Annotated in this window: 14 protein-coding genes; 5 read left to right on the plus strand and 9 right to left on the minus strand. The window is 63.7% G+C overall.

The features are described 5' to 3' along the window. Positions 1–93 precede the first annotated feature (93 nt). Complete coding sequence (locus JQ631_RS11095) at positions 94–759, plus strand: GntR family transcriptional regulator (protein WP_212326158.1); 666 nt, start codon at positions 94–96, stop codon at positions 757–759. A 19-nt stretch (positions 760–778) separates the two neighbouring features. Here the strand turns inward: JQ631_RS11095 and JQ631_RS11100 are convergent, their stop codons facing one another. Then, a complete protein-coding gene (locus JQ631_RS11100) occupies positions 779–1705 on the minus strand; it encodes a LysR family transcriptional regulator (RefSeq protein ID WP_212326159.1) in 927 nt (308 codons plus the stop codon). 97 nt (positions 1706–1802) lie between these two features. Between JQ631_RS11100 and JQ631_RS11105 the strand changes: the two genes are divergently transcribed. Beyond that, positions 1803–2678, plus strand: coding sequence for an ABC transporter substrate-binding protein (locus tag JQ631_RS11105; protein WP_212326160.1), 876 nt, complete (start codon positions 1803–1805; stop codon positions 2676–2678). A gap of 19 nt (positions 2679–2697) precedes the next feature. On the opposite strand, the gene JQ631_RS11110 is transcribed toward JQ631_RS11105, so the two are convergent. From JQ631_RS11110 to JQ631_RS11130, 5 genes are all read right to left on the minus strand, one after another. Continuing rightward, the gene (locus JQ631_RS11110; RefSeq protein WP_212326161.1) at positions 2698–3417 is read right to left on the minus strand and encodes a haloacid dehalogenase type II; all 720 of its coding nucleotides are present in this window, start codon (positions 3415–3417) and stop codon (positions 2698–2700) included. Between the two features lie 135 nt (positions 3418–3552). Then, entirely contained in the window at positions 3553–4554 is a 1002-nt protein-coding gene (gene glpX / locus JQ631_RS11115; protein WP_212326162.1) for a class II fructose-bisphosphatase, read from the minus strand. Between the two features lie 81 nt (positions 4555–4635). Continuing rightward, positions 4636–5952 (minus strand): homoserine dehydrogenase, encoded by a 1317-nt coding sequence (locus JQ631_RS11120; RefSeq protein ID WP_212326164.1) that lies wholly within the window; start codon positions 5950–5952, stop codon positions 4636–4638. Between the two features lie 28 nt (positions 5953–5980). Beyond that, positions 5981–7201, minus strand: coding sequence for an LL-diaminopimelate aminotransferase (locus JQ631_RS11125; RefSeq protein ID WP_212326166.1), 1221 nt, complete (start codon positions 7199–7201; stop codon positions 5981–5983). 246 nt (positions 7202–7447) lie between these two features. Continuing rightward, the gene (locus JQ631_RS11130) at positions 7448–7723 is read right to left on the minus strand and encodes a hypothetical protein (RefSeq protein WP_212326168.1); all 276 of its coding nucleotides are present in this window, start codon (positions 7721–7723) and stop codon (positions 7448–7450) included. Between the two features lie 253 nt (positions 7724–7976). On the opposite strand from JQ631_RS11130, the gene JQ631_RS11135 reads away from it, so the two are divergent. Together JQ631_RS11135 and JQ631_RS11140 are read left to right on the plus strand one after the other, a co-directional pair. Then, a complete protein-coding gene (locus JQ631_RS11135) occupies positions 7977–9791 on the plus strand; it encodes a PHA/PHB synthase family protein (RefSeq protein ID WP_212326170.1) in 1815 nt (604 codons plus the stop codon). Between the two features lie 82 nt (positions 9792–9873). Further along, on the plus strand, positions 9874–10272 hold the full coding sequence (locus JQ631_RS11140) for an MAPEG family protein (protein WP_212326172.1): 399 nt from the start codon (positions 9874–9876) through the stop codon (positions 10270–10272). Positions 10273–10383: 111 nt separating this feature from the next. Here JQ631_RS11140 and argC read toward each other — a convergent pair whose 3' ends face one another. The 3 genes from argC to JQ631_RS11155 form a co-directional block, all read right to left on the minus strand. Next, the gene (gene argC / locus JQ631_RS11145) at positions 10384–11367 is read right to left on the minus strand and encodes an N-acetyl-gamma-glutamyl-phosphate reductase (RefSeq protein WP_212326173.1); all 984 of its coding nucleotides are present in this window, start codon (positions 11365–11367) and stop codon (positions 10384–10386) included. Beyond that, a complete protein-coding gene (locus JQ631_RS11150; RefSeq protein WP_212326174.1) occupies positions 11364–12029 on the minus strand; it encodes an FMN-binding negative transcriptional regulator in 666 nt (221 codons plus the stop codon). The genes argC and JQ631_RS11150 overlap by 4 nt, the downstream gene beginning before the upstream one ends. Before the next feature lie 224 nt (positions 12030–12253). Beyond that, positions 12254–12784, minus strand: coding sequence for a DedA family protein (locus tag JQ631_RS11155; RefSeq protein WP_212326175.1), 531 nt, complete (start codon positions 12782–12784; stop codon positions 12254–12256). 274 nt (positions 12785–13058) lie between these two features. Between JQ631_RS11155 and parE the strand changes: the two genes are divergently transcribed. Next, the gene (gene parE / locus JQ631_RS11160) at positions 13059–15107 is read left to right on the plus strand and encodes a DNA topoisomerase IV subunit B (RefSeq protein ID WP_212326176.1); all 2049 of its coding nucleotides are present in this window, start codon (positions 13059–13061) and stop codon (positions 15105–15107) included. Positions 15108–15270 lie beyond the last annotated feature (163 nt).

A 15270-nucleotide genomic window follows, 5' to 3' on the forward strand; every position in this document is an offset into this window, starting at 1 on the left:
GCATTTTTGAATGCAAAACTTGGGAATATCAAGATATAATTACCTGACTTTCGTCTATTGGATCATTTTTGCATTCAAAATAGGGATTATCCCATGCTGCATGAGGAGGTCGTCGGCCGCATCCGCGACATTCTGCTCGACGGCGAGATTCCACCGGGCGCGCGAATCCCCGAGCGCGAACTGTGCGAGCGGCTCGAGATTTCGCGCACACCGCTGCGTGAAGCGCTCAAGGTTCTTGCAGCCGAGGGCCTCGTGCAGCTCCTGCCCCATCGCGGCTCGCGCGCGGCAAAGTTGACCGACAAGGACATGCGCGACCTCTTCGAGGTCTGCCAGGGTCTCGAAGCATTGGCCGGCGAGCTTGCCTGCGAGCGCATCACCGATCGCGAGATCGCGGAGATTGCCGCGGCTCACGCAGCGATGGTGCAGCATTATCGCGAGGACGATCTGCTCCAGTATTATCGCGGCAACCGCGCCATTCACGAGGGAATTGTCAACGCCGCCGGCAACCCCGTGCTTTCGGGGCTCTACGCGTCAGTAACCGCGCGCATCCGCCGCGCCCGCTACGTCACGCCGATGACGCCGCAGCGCTGGGCCTTTGCCGTCAGCGAGCACGAGGCCATCCTGAACGCGCTGCAGCGCCGCGATGGCGCCGGCCTCTCCCACATCCTGCGTGCCCATCTGCGGCACAAGCGTGAAGAGGTCCTGCAGGCGGGCTTTGCAGAGACGGAGACGAGCGAGCTCGCGCTGAAGATCGCGTGAGGCACCTCACCTCTCTTTCCTAGGCGCGATTGCCGAACAGATCGAGCGTGATCGACCGCAGCCAACGATGGGCGGGATCGCGATGGTAGCGCTCGTGCCAATATTGCGCGATCTCGATCCGCGGCAACACAACCGGCGTCTTGAACACCGTCATTCCGAGCGGTTCGGCGATGATGGCGGCGAGATTGGCGGGCAAGGTCGCGATACCATCGGTTTGCGAGGCCACAATCGCGCCGGCGATGAAGCTCGGCACCTGCAACAGGATATTCGTGCGCGCGATCGCGCGCGCCAGCACGCGTCGCGTTTCGCGATGGGCCGCATGCCCGGTCTCGGACGCCGTGATCAGGATATGCTTCTCATCCAGAAATCCCCGGCGCGTGCGCGCCTCCGCCGGTCTCGGATGGCCCCGCCGCACGACGCTTGCATAGCCGTCCGAATAGAGCCGCTGCGAGCGAAGATGCCCGGCCGCGCGCGGCAAGGCGCCGAGCGCAAGATCTGCCTCGCCGGACTCGAGCTTGACCGCGAAATGCCGGGAGTCGAGCGGGATTGCGCGCAACTGAACGCGCGGTGCGAGCTCTGACAGGCGCGCGACCAGCGGCGGCAGGAACCGCACCATGCCGACGTCGGTCAAAAGCAGGCTGAAAGTCTTCTCCGATTTTGCGGGATCGAACGGCAGCCGCTCCTGCCACAGCCGGTCGGCCATTTCGAGCAAGGCGCGGATCTGGTCCGCCATCTCGACCGCGCGCGCCGTCGGCTGCACGCCGCTGCCACGTCGCACGAACAGTGGATCGTCAAAGCGCAGCCGCAACCGCGCCAGCAACTTGCTGATCGCCGGCTGCGTGGTCTCGAGGCTGACGGCCGCGCGCGTGATGCTGCCCTCTCGGATCAGCGCGTCGAGCACGCGCAGATCGCGAAAGTCGATCCCGGAAGATTCCATTTTGGACATGCGAAACATTCCCTTGCAGCCATGGACCGAGCTTCGCCCTTTGCTATCCTGCAGTCAATCGAACGGCCGAAGGGCCGCAGCAGACCCGGAGGACGCCATGACCAAATTCGTGATCGAGTCTCATTTCCGCCTGCAGGAATGGGTGGCCGAGGAGAAGGGCTACTTCCGCGACGAAGGGCTCGACTACGAGTTTCGCGAACTGATCCGCTCGACCGAGGGCCAGCACCACAACAAGGTCAATGAAGGCGCCTTCCAGAGCATCGAGAAGGGCCGCAAGGCCGACGTCAGCTGCGCCTGCCACTGGACCGTCAATGTCGCCGCATCGACCGGCCACGCCAAGCTCTACGCCGACGTCTATTCGGTCGCGCCGTCGGGCATCTTCGTTCCCCAGGATTCGAAGATCCGTACGCCTGCCGATCTCGCCGGCGTGCCGATCTCGGTCGGCTTCCAGTCGGGTAGCCATTACTCGACGATCCAGGCGCTCGAGCCTTATTTGGCGCCCGAACAGATCAATCTCACCTTCGAGGACGGCATGCTGTTCCGCCGGATGGAGCTGCTGTTCGAAGGCAAGAGCGAGGCAGCCTCGCTGTTCAACGGCCCCTATTATTTCGCCGAGCAGCTCGGCTATCGCAAGATCATCGACACCACGTTCATGATCGCGTCCATGATCAATGGCGATCCGGCGCCCGAGGACATCAAGCGCTACTTCCGCGCGCTGAAGAAAGCCCAGCGCGATATCGACCTGCGCCCGGAGCTGTTCACGCACTACTACAAGAACGAATTTCCGGATCGCTTTCACGCCGTCATGGACACCAGGCGCTGGGGGCCCGGCGAGCGGATCGTGTTCGAACCCTATTCGCGCGAGATCTACGAGCAGTCGTTCGACTGGATCGAGAAGCACGGCATCTTCGAAGCCGGCACGATGGGTGACGGCGCCTACGACAAGGCGACGGTGGCGTTCGGCAGGATATGAGCGTCGGCGGAGCCGCGCGCTAGCAGCCGAGTTTGTCGGCGACGCCGCCAAAATCCCTGGCGACGATGTCCCAGGCGCCGGTGGCGTCGAAATCGACCTTCTGCAACGGGCCGTACTCGGTCGGCCGCGCCACGAAAGCCGTCTTCAGTCCGTACTTCTGGGCGGCGGCAAGATCGCCGTTGTGGGCGGCGACCATCATGACCTGCTCGGGCTTGAGACAGAGCAGCTTTGCGGCGCCGAGATAGGCTTCGGGATCCGGCTTGTAATGCTGGAACAGCTCGGCCGACATCACGAGGTCCCACGGCAGGCCGGCATGCTTCGCCATGTTGGTGAGCAGCGCGACGTTGCCGTTCGACAGCGGCGAGATTACGAATTTGGTCTTCAGCCGCGTCAGGCCGGCGACGCTGTCCGGCCAGGGATTGAGGCGATGCCAGCCCTTGGTGAGATGATCGAGATCGGCCTCGGTGAGGCCCTTGATGGCGAATTTCTCGACCAGCTTCTCCAGCGAACGCCGATGCAGATCGTCGAGCATGACATAGCCGCGCTCGGGATGCTCACGCACGTCCTGCATGGAGGCGACATACATGCCGCGCCAGCCGTCGACCAGCGCGGTCCAGTCGGCGCTGATGCCGCGCCCCTTTCCCCACCACATGAAGTCGGTGATCAAGCTGGTGCGCCAGTCGACGACGGTGCCGAACACGTCGAACACCAGGGCTTTGACGGCGGAGAGATCGGACATGGCGCTTCCTTGTTATTTTTATCGTTGTCATTCCGGGGCGATGCGCAGCATCGAGTCCGGAATCCATTTCACCTCTGTCTCTGCTGCCCGATGGATTCCGGGCACTCGCTTCGCGAGACCCGGAATGACAGGCTCTTAATCCAGGTGGAACTTCGCGAGCTCGCGGTGCTCGGCCTTGATGTAACGCACGGTGCCGGTCACGGAGCGCATCACCACCGTCTCGGTCTCGATCACGCCGTCCTTGCGGAACTTGACGCCCGACAGCAGCGAACCCGTGGTCACGCCGGTGGCGGCGAACAGGCAGTCGCCGCGCGCCATGTCCTCGATGCCGTAGATCATCTTGGGATCGTTGACGCCCATCTTGGCGGCGCGCTCGATCTTCTCGCCGGAATCCAGGATCAGGCGGCACTGCATCTGGCCGCCGATGCAGCGCAGCGCGACGGCCGCAAGCACGCCTTCCGGCGCGCCGCCGGTGCCGAGATACATGTCGACGCCGGTGTTATCGGGATCAGCGCAGTGGATCACGCCGGCAACGTCGCCGTCTGTGATCAGGCGCACGGCAGCGCCCGTCGAGCGCACGCTCTCGATGATGCTGGCGTGACGCGGACGGTCGAGCACGAGGACGGTGATGCCGTCAGGCTTGACGCCCTTGGCCTTGGCGAGGCGGCGAACGTTGTCGGCCGGGCTCGCGTCGAGATCGACGACACCCTTGTCGTAGCCGGGTCCGATCGCGAGCTTCTGCATGTAGACGTCGGGTGCGTGCAGCAGCGTGCCGCCGTCGGCCATCGCCATGGTGGCGATCGAGCCCGGCATGTTCTTGGCGCACAGCGTGGTGCCTTCGAGCGGGTCGACCGCGATGTCGACTTCCGGACCCGTGTTCATGCCGACCTTCTCGCCGATGAAGAGCATCGGCGCCTCGTCGCGCTCGCCCTCGCCGATCACGATGGTGCCCTGGATCGGCAGCTTGTTGAGCTCGCGGCGCATGGCATCGACCGCGGCCTGGTCGGCCGGCTTCTCCTGCCCATGTCCGCGCAGCCGCGCCGACGACACCGCTGCCCGTTCCGTCACGCGCACGATCTCCAGCGTGAGAATACGCTCGAGCAAGGCGTGCGGGGGGACTTCAATATGGGTCGACATCGGCTAACTCCTTCGAAACCGTTTTGGGCGGGCATCTGCGCCCACATCAACTCGTAACACCCACAGTTCGTTCGAACCGTGTCAGTTCTTCTCAATCCTGATGACCTGCGGCCGACCGCTGATCACCTTGTCCTTCTGCACGGCCGCGAGCGCGCGGCGAACCGCGTCTTCATGCGTCGCATAGGTGATCAGGATGACAGGCACAGGCACGGCCTTGCCATTTGCCGGTGCGGCGCCGCCATTGGGATGGCGCTGCACGATCGACTCGATCGAAATCTTCTGCTCCGCGAGCCGGGTCGCGATCGCGGCCGCAGTGCCCGGGAAATCGCGCGCCAGCAGGCGGATGTAATAGCCGCCCTCGTGCCGCTCCATCGGGGCTTTCTTGGTATCGCGTAGTTGCGCGATCGGCCGGCCGAACGGATTGGCGCGGATGCCGCGCGCGACGTCGGCGATATCGGCGACGACGGCCGATGCGGTCGCGGCACCGCCGGCGCCGGGGCCGACCAGCGTGATTGGCGGAATGCCCTCGCCATCGATCGTGACCGCATTGGTGACCCCCATCACCTGCGCAATCGACGAGGATTTCGGAACCATGGTCGGATGCACGCGCTGCTCGATGCCCTTGGCCGTGCGAACGGCAACGCCGAGCAGCTTGACGCGGTAGCCGAGATCAGCGGCCGCACGTAGATCTTCCGGCGCGATGGAGGAGATGCCTTCGACATACACGGCGCTTTGAGCAACCTTTGTGCCGAAAGCGAGGCTGGCGAGGATCGCGAGCTTTTGCGCGGTGTCGTGGCCGTCGACGTCGAAGGACGGATTGGCCTCGGCATAGCCGAGCCGCTGCGCATCCTTGAGGCATTCGGCGAAGGACAGGCCCTCCTGCTCCATCCGGGTCAGGATGTAATTGCAGGTGCCGTTGAGGATGCCGTAGACGCGGTTGATGCCGGTTCCCGCAAGACCTTCGCGCAGCGTCTTGATGACGGGGATCGCGGCGCCGACCGCTGCCTCGTAGTTCAGCGCACCGCCATGTTTTTCGGCGGCTTTTGCCAGCTTCAGACCGTGCTTGGCGAGCAGTGCCTTGTTGGCGGTGACGACGGACTTGCCGGCGGTCAGCGCGGCCTCGACCGCAGAGAGCGCGGGATCGCCGGCGCCGCCCATCAATTCGACGAAACAGTCGATGCCGGGATGCGTGGCGAGGGCAAGCGGATCCTTCACCCACTCGACGCCGCGCAGATCGACGCTGCGCTTCTTGGCTTTCGAACGCGCGGTGACGGCGACGACGCGAATGCCGCGGCCGCTGCGGCCCGCGAGCACGCGCGCCTGCGTTTCAATCAAACGGACAACTTCGGCGCCCACGGTGCCGAGCCCCGCTATGCCCACTTTCAGGGGTGCAACCATGATGCTTTAGTGAACCTGCAGAAGAGAATTAGCGCCTGTTGGCGAGTGGAACGACGTTGTGCAACGTTTCGATGCCGCTTTCAAGGAAGCGGCGCACGCCGCGCGCGGCCTGCCTGATCCGTTGCTCGTTTTCCACCATGGCGATGCGGACATATCCTTCGCCATGCTCGCCGAAGCCGACGCCGGGCGAGACCGCGACGCCTGACTTCTCCACCATCAGGGTCGCGAACTGCATGCTGCCGACACTACGGAAGGCTTCCGGCAGCGGCACCCAGGCGAACATCGAGGCTTCCGGCGGCGGAATCTCCCAGCCGGCGCGGCCGAACGATTCCACCAGCGCGTCGCGACGTTTGCGATAGGTATCGCGCATCTCCTTGATGCAATCGTCAGGACCGTTCAGCGCGGCGGTCGCGGCCACCTGCACCGGCGTGAACGCGCCGTAATCGAGATAGGATTTGACGCGGGCGAGTGCTGCGATCACGCGCTCATTGCCGACCGCAAAGCCCATGCGCCAGCCGGCCATCGAATAGGTCTTCGACATCGAGGTGAACTCGACGGTGACGTCGATCGCACCCGGCACCTGCAGCACCGAGGGCGGCGGATTGTTCTCGTCGAAATAGACCTCGGCATAAGCAAGGTCCGACAGGATCAGGATCTCGTGCTTCTTCGCGAAGGCGACGAGATCCTTGTAGAAATCGAGGCTCGCGACGTAGGCCGTCGGGTTCGAGGGATAGCAGACGACGAGCGCGAGCGGCTTCGGGATCGAATGCACGATCGCACGCTCCACCGCCTCGAAGAATTGCGGCGTCGGCTCCGACGGCACAGAGCGGATCACACCGCCCGCCATCAGGAAGCCGAAGGCGTGAATCGGGTAACTCGGGTTCGGACAGAGGATGACGTCGCCGGGCGCGGTGATCGCCTGCGCCACATTGGCAAAGCCCTCCTTCGAGCCCAGCGTCGCCACCACCTGGGTATCGGGATTGAGCTTCACACCGAAGCGGCGGGCGTAGTAGCCGGCCTGGGCCCGGCGCAGGCCGGGGATGCCGCGGGACGCCGAGTAGCGGTCGGTGCGCGGTTTGCCGAGCGTTTCCTTGAGCTTCTCCAGCACATGCGGGGGCGCCGGCAGATCCGGGTTGCCCATGCCGAGATCGATGATGTCGGCGCCGGCATTCCGCGCGGCCGCCTTGGCCCGGTTGACCTGCTCGAACACGTAAGGCGGAAGGCGGCGAATGCGGTAAAAATCGTCCATGGCTCTCTGGGCTCCGGGCCATTGGTCAGGACAGAATCGAGGGGCAATGATTGCCCCATCGAGGAGACATCGCCTGACACACGAAAATCGTCCACAATCAACTACTTGGAGCGATCTTCGGCGACAAGGACTGAACTCCTTCGCCCTGACTCTCGGCTGAATTGAAGTCTTTTTAGCACGGAGTGGCGGGCGTGCCAGCGATTACCTTGCGGGCCGCGACGGTCCTCCCGCCCGTGTTTGGCGCTGCTATTTGGCGTCCTTGGCGGCGACAGCCTGGCGGTCGCGGGCGGCCGCAAGCTCGGCTTCGATCTTGGCGCGCTGGTCGGGTGGGATGATCGCCTGATCGCGGTCCGGCGGCAAATCGTGGACGGGCAGATAGGCACCAGGCTCTCTAGGATGAGCCGGCGCGTCGGCGGCCGTCATGTCGGCAAGCTGACTCGAGCAGCCCCCCAACGCGAACGTCGCCATCAGCAGCGCGCAGCACGCAAGCCGCGTCTTTTGCAGGTCCCACAACGCCAACACTTGGGAAATCCCCTACTCGTCCCAATGCAAGGCTGTCGGAAGCTTAACCAACAACCTGCCCAAGCTCAAACCATTGCTGCCCACAAATGGCACGAGCGAGAAATCATCCAAGGCCCACGGCACTAGAGGTGCACGCCGATTGTGACAAAAGCAAGAAGGCTTGTCGCAGTGCAGCACATCTTCGCGTCTGTTTAACGCGAAACCAGCGAGCTTCGCGGTGACGAATACGGAATGAATCGTTACTGTCGCCTTCATGAGTACCGCCACGACCGACACGCCCAAGTCAAAGCCCGAAACGAAGTTCGATGCCGAGGCCTTCGCGATGAATGTCGCGCGGGCGATGGAGAGCGGCGGCAAGGCACTCGCCGCCTATCTGAAGCCGCGTGAAAGCGGCGAAGTGCAGGACCGTCCGCCGGCCGAGCTCACCGAAATGGTCAAGACCTTCTCGTCGGTCGCCGAATACTGGCTCTCGGATCAATCGCGATCGTCCAGTCTCCAGACCAAGCTCGCCAAGGATTATCTCGATCTCTGGGGCTCGGCGGCGCGACGGATGGCCGGCCAGGACGCTCAGCCCGCGATCGCACCCTCGCCGCGCGACAAGCGCTTTGCCGATCCGGAATGGAAATCGAACCAGTTCTTCGATTTCATGATGCAGCTCTATCTGCTCACGACCAAATGGGCGCAGGCGCTGGTGCATGACGCCGAAGGGCTCGATCCGCAGACGCGGCGCAAGGCCGAGTTCTACATGCAGCAGGTCACCAACGCGATCTCGCCGTCGAACTTCGTGCTGACCAATCCGGAGGTGCTGCGCGAGACAGTTGCAAGCAGCGGCGAGAACCTCGCACGCGGCCTGACCATGCTCGCGGAGGACATCGCCGCCGGCAAGGGCATGCTGAAGATCCGCCAATCCAACCCGGACAACCTCGTCGTCGGCGTCAACATGGCAACGACACCGGGCAAGGTGATCTACCAGAACGAAATGATGCAGCTGATCCAGTATTCTCCGACCACGGAGAAGGTGCTGCGCACGCCGCTGCTGATCGTGCCGCCCTGGATCAACAAGTTCTACATCCTCGATCTCAAGCCGGAGAAATCCTACATCAAGTGGTGCGTCGACCAGGGCATCACCGTGTTCGTGATCTCATGGGTCAACCCCGACAAGCGGCTCGGTGCCAAGAGCTGGGAAGACTACATGAAGGAAGGCCCGCTCACGGCGATGGACGTGATCGAGAAGGTGACCGGCGAACTGAAGGTGCACACGGCCGGCTATTGCGTCGGCGGCACCATGCTGGCGACCACACTCGCCTGGCTTGCCGAGAAGCGACGCCAGCGCGTGACCTCGGCGACGTTCTTCGCTGCGCAAGTCGACTTCACCCATGCCGGCGATCTCCTCGTCTTCGTCGACGAGGACCAGATCGCGGCGCTCGAGCAGGACATGAAGGCCTCCGGCGTACTCGAAGGCTCCAAGATGGCGATGGCCTTCAACATGCTGCGCTCGAACGATCTGATCTGGTCCTACGTGGTCAGCAACTACCTGAAGGGCCAGCAGCCGAGCGCGTTCGACCTCCTGCACTGGAATTCCGACGCGACGCGGATGACCCAGGCGAACCATTCCTACTATTTGCGCAACTGCTACCTGGAGAACCGGCTGTCGACGGGCACGATGGTGCTCGACAACACGCTGCTCGATCTCTCCAAGGTGAAGGTGCCCGTCTACAACCTCGCCACCCGCGAGGATCACATCGCGCCGGCGGAATCGGTGCTGTACGGCTCGCAGTTCTTCGGCGGTCCCGTGAAATACGTGCTGTCGGGCTCCGGCCACATCGCCGGCGTCGTCAATCCGCCGGCCTCGAACAAGTATCAGTACTGGACCAACGACAACATCAAGGACGTCAACGTCGCCCAGTGGATGAACGGCGCGGTGGAGCACAAGGGTTCGTGGTGGCCGGACTGGCGCGAATGGCTGGGCGGGCTCGATCCGGAGGAAGTCCCGGCGCGCAGCCCCGGCACGGACGCACTGCCCCCGCTCGAGGATGCCCCCGGCAGCTATGTCAGGGTACGCGCGTAGCCGGATTCCATTGCGCATGGCGCAATCCTGGCCGCTTGTATAAGCTTACTCTCGACACAGCGACGACAGAGGGGACTGGGCTATGACGCGTGAATTGTTCTGGCTGACGTGCACGGTGATCCTGACGGGAATTCTCTGGATTCCTTACACCATCAACCGCTGTCAGATTCGCGGCCTCGGCGGCGCGATGGCCAACCCCTCGCGTGGTGACAAGCCACAGTCGGAGTGGGCAAACCGTCTGATGTTCGCGCACGACAATGCGGTCGAGAACCTCGTGCTGTTCGCACCGCTGGTGCTGATCCTGAACGCGATCGACTATTCCTCGAAATGGACCGTGCTCGCCTGCGTCGTCTATTTCTGGTCGCGCGTCGCGCATTTGATCGTCTATGCGCTCGGAGTCCCGGTGTTCCGCACGCTGGCCTTCAGCGTCGGCTTCCTGGCACAGGCCGTGCTGGTACTGGCGATCTTCAAGGTATTCTGATCGCCCTCTCCGTCATTGCGAAGCGACGAAGCGATCCAGGCTATCTCCGCGATGGGATTCTGGATTGCTTCGCTTTGCTCGCAATGACGAAGACTGACGGTGCGCTGGCGCCTACTCCTCCGGCAAGCCCAGCATCAGCCGCATATTCTGCACCGCGGCGCCCGAGGCGCCCTTGCCGAGATTGTCCAGCCGCGCGACCAGCACCGCCTGGTGGTACTTGTCACTGGCGAAGACGTAGAGCTCGAGCATGTTGGTCTCGTTCAGTGCTTCCGGCTCGAGCCGGCCGCCCTTTGACGCCTCGTTCTGAAGCGGCATCGCCGAGACGTATTTTGAACCCGCATAGCGCTTGGCGAGCGCGGCTTGCAAATCCGCCCCCGTCGGCTTGCCCGGCAGCGTGTCGAGCTGGAGCGGGATCGAGACGAGCATGCCCTGCCGGTAATTGCCGACCGAGGGAATGAAGATCGGCCGCCGCGTCAGGTTCGAATAGAGCTGCAGCTCGGGCAGGTGCTTGTGCTCGAAGCCGAGACCGTAGAGCTCGAAGGACGGTGCGCTGCCGTCGTCAAAACTCGCAATCATCGACTTGCCGCCGCCCGAATAGCCGCTCACCGCGTTGACGCTGATGGGATAGTCGGGCGGCAACAGCCCGGCATCGACGATCGGCCGCAGCAATGCAATGCCGCCGGTCGGATAGCAGCCGGGGTTGGAGACCTTCTTGGCGGCCTTGATCTTGCCGGCCTGGTCCGGCGCCATCTCAGCAAAGCCGTAAGCCCAATCCGGCGCAACCCGGTAGGCGGTGGAAGCATCCAGCACCTTCGGCCCCGAGGAGCCCATGCTGTCGATCAGCGCGACCGTCTCCCTGGCGGCATCATCGGGCAGGCAGAGGATGACGAGATCCACCTCCTCCATCAGCGCCTTCTTGGCCGCGGGATCCTTGCGCTTGTCGTCGGCGATCGTCTTCACCACGACATCGTTCTGGAGCTTGAGCCGTTCGTTGATGCCGAGCCCGGTCGTGCCGGAACCGCCGTCGACGAAGACGGTGGCGGGCTTGCTAACGGTGCCCGACTTCGGGGCGCTCTTGGTGTCAACGAGGCTCATGGCACGCTCCTTTCGAGCTTTTTCGTATCGTCTGCAAAAACGTGCGGCCTTGCCTGCCGCATCAACTCTGAAATTTGCTTCGCGTCGGCATCGCCTTCGCCAAGCGCATTCGCGATCGCTGCATAGTCGGCGTCCGACTTGTGCTGGTTGAGCTTGAAGCTGCCTTCGACCTCTTCAACCGTCATCACCAGACCCACGATCGCCTTCTTCAACGTCTCGAACCGGCCTGCCGTCATCTTGCCTGATGTCCACGGCGTCTTCGGCAACAGCCAGCTCTCGAAGATGTCGCTGAGCGTGTCGATCTGCACCGCCAGCTCATCGTCCGACAACAGCCGCACCGGGCCGCTGAGATGCACCGACTGGTAGAGCCAGGTCGGCACCTGATCAGGCGAGACGTACCAGTCAGGCGATACATAGGCATCGGGGCCGTTGACCGCGAGCAGCCAGGACACCGCGCCATCCGCAAGCGTTACCAGCGGATTGTGACGGGCGACATGAAAGGCAGCCTGTGGCGTGCCGTCGGCCGCATACGTCAAGTAAAACGGCAACGGCGATGCGACCGGCTTGTGGCCGTCGAAGGCGCACATGGTGCCGAAACCGCGCTCGCCCGCGAATTTCAGGCTTGCGGCGCGATCCGGCTTGAAAAAGGGTGGCGTGTACATCGTGGTCTCCTGCTGGGCCTCCTTGGGGGCCGCCGGATCAGATCGCGCTGACAGGAGAGAGAATGCCGCGGATCGGATCCAGCGGCAAAGACGATGATCTCAAACGCGATCGACCGCCCAAACCGCTAAAGAGCGGCGGCGGCGACGGGCGAACAGGATGGTCGCGGCGTTGATCATGGCGCGCGGCTATAAGGCGAGATGCGGTTCTCGTCAAGTTTCCGGCGTCAGATCACCCGCCAGATCCACTCCATGACCGTCGCGATCACGTCACCGAACAGCAGAAGCGCGGCCGACCAGACCAGGGCCGAGGTGAAATTGGCGGCCTGGAAGCTCCAGTACGGCATCTCGAAAATGCCTGCGGCGAGCGGCACGGAGGCGCGCAAGGGGCCGAAGAAACGGCCGATGAAGATGCTAGGCACGCCCCAGCTGCGCACGAACGCCTCGCCCTTGGGCAGGAGTTCCGGATAGCGCGAAAGCGGCCACATCTGCGCGACCCGCTCCTTGTAGCGATAGCCGAACCAATAGGAGACCCAGTCGCCGAGCGCCGCCCCGATCCCGCCAGCGATCCAGACCGGATAAAAGCTGATGCCGCTCGCGCCGATCAGTGCGCCGATCGCCACCAGCGCACCCCAGGCCGGGATCAGCAGCGAGATGAAAGCGAGCGACTCCCCAAACGCCAACAGGAACACGATCGGAGCAGCCCAGGCCTGGTGAAGGCGCACGAAATCGGCCATTGCGTGCGCGTACTGCTCCATTCCAGATCGCCTTCCCGCGCCGCCCTGATGAGGTCCTACTCGATGAAAAGCACTGGTAAGCCAGGGACTTGTGTGACATCAAGTCACAAAGCCCGGCACCGAGCGGACCGCAGCGTCAAATTGCCGGGATTGGTTAGTCTGCGGCGTAAAATCGCCGGGATTGGCTCCCAACGACGCCTTGGAGCGGCCCGGCGGTGACCTTTGCCGGCCAGCCGTGGCATAGTCGCCCTGACCGATTCGCCGCCCGCGCGGCCCTCAAAACCTATCAAGATATATGTCCAAGCAGTTGAAAACGAAAACAAAAGACGATTTGTTCGCGGGAAATGAGCCGAAGGGGCGCGCGAGCGCCGCGAAGGCCGCTCCGCGCGCCAGCGGTGGCGAAGCCGATTACACGGCCGCCGATATCGAAGTGCTCGAAGGCCTGGAACCGGTGCGGCGCCGGCCCGGCATGTATATCGGCGGCACCGACGAAAAGGCGCTGCACCACCTCTTTGCCGAGGTCATCGACAATTCGATGGACGAGGCGCTGGCCGGACACGCGACCTTCATCGGCGTGGAACTCACCGCAGACGGCTTCCTCACCGTCACCGACAACGGCCGCGGCATCCCGATCGATCCGCATCCGAAGTTCCCGAAGAAGTCGGCGCTCGAAGTCATCATGTGCACGCTGCATTCGGGCGGCAAGTTCGACAGCAAGGTCTATGAGACCTCGGGCGGCCTGCATGGCGTCGGCATCTCCGTCGTGAACGCCCTCTCCTCGCTCCTTGAGGTCGAGGTCGCGCGCAGCCAGAAGCTCTACCGCATGACGTTCGAGCGCGGCCACCCCAAGGGCAAGCTCGAGGACCTCGGCAAGATCAACAACCGCCGCGGAACGCGTGTGCGCTTCAAGCCCGACACCGACATCTTCGGCGCCAAGGCCGCGTTCAAGCCGCAGCGCTTGTTCAAGATGACGCGCTCGAAGGCGTATCTGTTCGGCGGCGTCGAGATCCGTTGGAACTGCGCGCCCGAGTTGCTGAAGGGCGTCGAGGATGTCCCGGCGGAAGCGACCTTCCATTTCCCCGGCGGTCTCAAGGACTATCTGGCGGCGGCGATCCACGCCGACACGCTGGTGCATCCCGATATCTTCTCCGGCAAATCGGGCCGCAACGGCGCGCATGGCGCCTGCGAATGGGCCGTCGCCTGGACCGCTGACGCCGACGGCTTCCTGTCGTCCTACACCAACACTGTGCCGACGCCCGATGGCGGCACGCATGAATCCGGCCTGCGCAGCGCGCTGCTGCGCGGCCTGAAAGACCACGCCGAGCGCGTCGGCCAGGGCAAGCGCGCCTCGTCCATCACCTCGGAAGACGTGATGGTGGGCGCAGCCGTGATGCTGTCGGTGTTCGTGCGCGAGCCTGAATTCCAGGGCCAGACCAAGGATCGTCTCGCCACTGCCGAGGCGCAGCGCATCGTCGAACAGGCGATGAAGGATCCGTTCGACCATTGGCTGTCGGGCAATCCGAACATGGCCAACCGGCTGCTCGATTTCGTGATCGACCGCGCCGAGGAAAGGCTGCGGCGGCGTCAGGAAAAAGAGACCGCGCGGAAAACCGCCGGCAAGAAGCTGCGCCTGCCGGGCAAGCTCGCCGACTGCAGCAACGCCGGCCTGGACGGCTCCGAGTTGTTCATCGTCGAGGGCGACTCGGCCGGTGGTAGCGCCAAACAGGCCCGCAACCGTGAAACACAGGCCGTGCTGCCGCTGCGCGGCAAGATCCTCAACGTCGCTTCAGCCGGCAAGGACAAGCTGACCGCGAACGCGCAGCTCTCCGATCTCGTGCAGGCGATCGGCTGCGGTCAGCTCCTGCAATACCGCGAAGAGGATCTGCGCTATCAGCGCATCATCATCATGACCGACGCAGACGTCGACGGCGCGCACATTGCCTCGCTGTTGATCACCTTCTTCTACCGGCAGATGCCGAAGCTGATCGACGAAGGACATCTCTTCCTCGCAGTGCCGCCGCTCTACAAGCTGACCCACGGGCAGAAGTCGGTCTACGCACGCGACGACAAGCACAAGGAAGAGCTGATCAAGAGCGCCTTCAACGCCAACGCCAAGGTCGAGGTGAACCGCTTCAAAGGCCTCGGCGAGATGATGCCGGCCCAGCTCAAGGAAACCACCATGGATCCGGGCAAGCGGACGCTGCTCAAGGTGGTCCTGCTGCCAGACGACCGCGACACTACGGCGGATTCGGTCGAGCGCCTGATGGGCACCAAGGCCGAGGCCCGCTTTGCCTTCATCTCCGACAAGGCCGAATTCGCGAGCGACGAGCTGCTCGACGTCTGAACGCCCGATTCCCGCTCAAAGCCCCGGCCCAGGCCGGGGCTTTGTCGTTTTGGGGACAGTGTGGCCGTCCTCCAGCGATGCATCCGGGCAATCCTCGGCCAACGACTCACCGTCGACCCAGCCGCCGTCGAGGTGAGGCAGGATTGCCGCCATTTCCGACGAA

The sequence above is a fragment of the Bradyrhizobium manausense genome (assembly GCF_018131105.1).
Lineage (GTDB): Bacteria > Pseudomonadota > Alphaproteobacteria > Rhizobiales > Xanthobacteraceae > Bradyrhizobium > Bradyrhizobium manausense_B.

Coding starts and splice junctions, on each gene's coding strand:
- JQ631_RS11095 (WP_212326158.1), top strand. CDS start 94: ATGCTGCATGAGGAGGTCGTCGGCCGCATCCGCGACATTCTGCTCGAC.
- JQ631_RS11100 (WP_212326159.1), bottom strand. CDS start 1,705: ATGTCCAAAATGGAATCTTCCGGGATCGACTTTCGCGATCTGCGCGTG.
- JQ631_RS11105 (WP_212326160.1), top strand. CDS start 1,803: ATGACCAAATTCGTGATCGAGTCTCATTTCCGCCTGCAGGAATGGGTG.
- JQ631_RS11110 (WP_212326161.1), bottom strand. CDS start 3,417: ATGTCCGATCTCTCCGCCGTCAAAGCCCTGGTGTTCGACGTGTTCGGC.
- glpX (WP_212326162.1), bottom strand. CDS start 4,554: ATGTCGACCCATATTGAAGTCCCCCCGCACGCCTTGCTCGAGCGTATT.
- JQ631_RS11120 (WP_212326164.1), bottom strand. CDS start 5,952: ATGGTTGCACCCCTGAAAGTGGGCATAGCGGGGCTCGGCACCGTGGGC.
- JQ631_RS11125 (WP_212326166.1), bottom strand. CDS start 7,201: ATGGACGATTTTTACCGCATTCGCCGCCTTCCGCCTTACGTGTTCGAG.
- JQ631_RS11135 (WP_212326170.1), top strand. CDS start 7,977: ATGAGTACCGCCACGACCGACACGCCCAAGTCAAAGCCCGAAACGAAG.
- JQ631_RS11140 (WP_212326172.1), top strand. CDS start 9,874: ATGACGCGTGAATTGTTCTGGCTGACGTGCACGGTGATCCTGACGGGA.
- argC (WP_212326173.1), bottom strand. CDS start 11,367: ATGAGCCTCGTTGACACCAAGAGCGCCCCGAAGTCGGGCACCGTTAGC.
- JQ631_RS11150 (WP_212326174.1), bottom strand. CDS start 12,029: ATGTACACGCCACCCTTTTTCAAGCCGGATCGCGCCGCAAGCCTGAAA.
- JQ631_RS11155 (WP_212326175.1), bottom strand. CDS start 12,784: ATGGAGCAGTACGCGCACGCAATGGCCGATTTCGTGCGCCTTCACCAG.
- parE (WP_212326176.1), top strand. CDS start 13,059: ATGTCCAAGCAGTTGAAAACGAAAACAAAAGACGATTTGTTCGCGGGA.